This is a genomic window from Bacillus sp. LR--39 (assembly GCF_053613335.1).
In genome coordinates this window covers 1-2961 of sequence record NZ_JBSIOT010000021.1, presented here as the reverse complement: position 1 = coordinate 2961, position 2961 = coordinate 1, and the positions used below count along the sequence as shown (strand labels likewise).

General features: G+C 51.7%; 1 protein-coding gene and 1 pseudogene. Both read left to right on the top strand.

Annotated features, from left to right (window positions below):
* Positions 1–1175: pseudogene (gene yesZ / locus ACWHAR_RS19600) on the top strand (beta-galactosidase YesZ); the annotation flags it as partial.
* Between the two features lie 43 nt (positions 1176–1218).
* Positions 1219–2961: exo-rhamnogalacturonan lyase family protein (locus ACWHAR_RS19595; RefSeq protein WP_452087583.1), on the top strand; the 1743-nt coding region annotated here is incomplete at its 3' end.

The following is a 2961-nucleotide window of genomic DNA, read 5'->3' as shown; positions in this document are numbered from 1 at the left end:
CGCCTCTGCCTTTTTATTGAACTGTGATTTATGGAGAAATCTGAAACAGGGGCGCCCGTTTTGGATTTTGGAAACGAGTCCGTCGTATGCCGCCTCGCTTGAAAGCTCCGCTTACCCGCACGCAGACGGGTATTTGCAGGCCGAAGCCGTATCGTCCTACGCCTTAGGAAGCCAGGGGTTTTGCTGCTGGCTATGGCGACAGCAGCGTTCAGGCAGCGAGATTTCCCACGGTTCGGTTCTCAGTGCCTGGGGCGAACCACCATCGGCTACCAAAATGTGCTGGCGGTTGAGCGGGCAAGAAAGGAATCGAGCCTATTATTCTATCGACTGAACCCGTTCAAGCCGAGGCGGCGATGACTTACTATGACAGAGCAAAAGCATTTATTAAAACTGAGCCTCACCGGGGACTCCGGCATCGTTCGCTTGTGACGCATTTTTATGAACGTATTCTCAACACGGGGATTCACCGTGACCTTATTCCGGAAGGCGCTCCACTGGACGGCTATCGCTTGCTGTTTACGCCATTTGTGCCGTATTTGTCTTCTGAATTTATCAAAAAAGCTTCGGCATTCGCTGAAGCGGGCGGCATCTGGATCACCGGGCCGCTGACAGGAGGACGCACATGCGAGCATACCATTCATACCGATTGCGGACTTGGCGAACTTGAGAAAACGTCAGGGATCAAAACACTTTTTACCTTTCCGATGAATGAGAACGTGAATACAGGAAAAGCGTTTGGCATCACGGCGCCGCTCGGACTGTGGAGCGCGGTGTTTGACACAGAGAGCGGAAACACCCTTGGCACGGTTGAAGCAGGACCGGGGGCGGGCCATGCTTTTCTGACGGAACGGAATTACGGCGAGGGGAAAATTGTCATGCTGGGCTCGCTTCCATCCGGAAAAGAAGGGGATGCGATGCTGGAAGCGCTCGTCAGGCATTATGCGGAGGAAGATGTTATTTCCAGCCGGTCGGATGTGACACCCGGCACGATCGTTGCCCCGCGTATAGGCGAAAACGGCCTTGTGTGGATCGTTGTGAATATGGATGGAAAAGGCGGGAGCGTGACATTGCCGGAAGCGGGAATGGATTTGTTGACGAACTGTTTGACCAAAGCGGGGAGACTGGCAGTCGGACCGCATGAATACCGTGTGATTCAATTTGACAATCACAGCTGATTCTTTGCATCGAATCAGCTTTTTTCTATGGAGGGAGAGGCCGATGAAAAAGATCAAATGGTTATCAGAACAGCCAAAGTTGACAAGCGGCGTGACGTGGGGCGTGCCATGGAAAAAAGGAGAATTAAAAAAAGGAGACCGTCTGGCGCTTATGAATGAAAACGCGGAAACGCGATATGTGCAAAGCGAACCGTCGGCCTATTGGCCGGATGGGAGCATCAAGTGGACGAAGCACGCGGCGGTGTTTGGCGGTCAGGAAAACCAAAGCTTTACAGTTCGCAAAAGAGAAGTGCCGCAGCCAACTGAATCGCTCAGCATTCATGAGACAGAGCATGATATCCAAGTGGATACAGGAGCACTCGTTTGTACCATTCATAAAACAGGATCTGATTTCATTCAATCATTGCGGATCAATGGAAAGCCGATCGCCGCAGGCGGGAGGCTCGTTGCCATAAGAGAAACGAGAAAAGAGTCGGCGGCGGAAACGGTTCTTTTGCATGAAAGGTCTGTCAGCTTTATCAAACGGGCGGCGATTGAGCAGAGTGGTCCTGTCAAAGCAGTAGTCAAAATCGAGGGAGTGCATGTGCTACATAAAACGAATGAAGAATGGCTGCCGTTTGTCATCCGATTGACGTTTTATGCCGGGCTGTCTGAGATCGGCCTTGTGCACACGCAGCTGATTGACAGTAGCGGTAAACAAGAATTCATTAAGGGGCTCGGCATCGAATTTGCCCTTTTTTTGGAGGGAGAGCCGTACAACCGCCATTTCCGCTTTGCGGGAGAGAAAGGGATGTATAAAGAACCTTCCCAGCTGTTTGGCACACGTAAATTCAATGAACGATATCCGCTTTATGAAAAACAAATCAATGGCGAAATGCTGTCTCCAGATGAAGAGCATAAGGAATGGTTTGCACATGGCACACAGAATGCGGTTTGGGACGATGTCAAGCTCGTGCAAGATTCCAGCGATCATTACAGCCTGTCAAAACGGACCGGAAAAGATTATGCGTGGGTTGGAATGCTGCATGGCAGCCGGGCGAAGGGGCTTTGCTATGCGGGCGGAAAAAATGGCGGTGTGGCTCTCGGCCTGCGGTATTTCATTGAGAAATATCCGTCAGCACTGGAAATCACAGGTCTTGCCGGCAGCCGCCCCAAAATGACTATCTGGCTTTGGCCTCCGGACGGCGAAGCGATGGATTTGCGGCATTATACAGGAAACACCCACGTGGCCAGCGCGTATGAAGGCTTTGATGAAATGCGCTCTGATCCGACAGGCATTGCGAACACAAATGAAATCAGCCTGGCGTGCTTTTCGCACATGCCGTCTGACGAAGTCCTCAATGCACTGGCTGACAAATGGCAGGCGCCGCCGCTCATTGTATGCGAGCCGGACGTCTATTACGAATCAAAAGCACTCGGGGTATGGAGCATCATTGACACATCCCATCCGCTCAAAAAAGAGCTGGAAGAACAGCTCGATGCGGCCTTTCTGTTTTATAAAAAGGAAGTAGAGCAACGCAGATGGTACGGTTTTTGGCATTATGGCGATGTCATGCATACGTATGACCCGATCTGGCATATGTGGCGGTACGATCTCGGCGGATACGCATGGCAAAACAATGAGCTCGTTCCGACCCTATGGCTGTGGCAGGCGTTTTTCCGCTCAGGCAGAGAGGATATCTTTCGCATGGCAGAAGCCATGACCCGCCATACGAGCGAAACGGACAGCTTTCACCTCGGTGAATACGCAGGACTTGGTTCACGGCATAACGTTGTGCACTGGGGA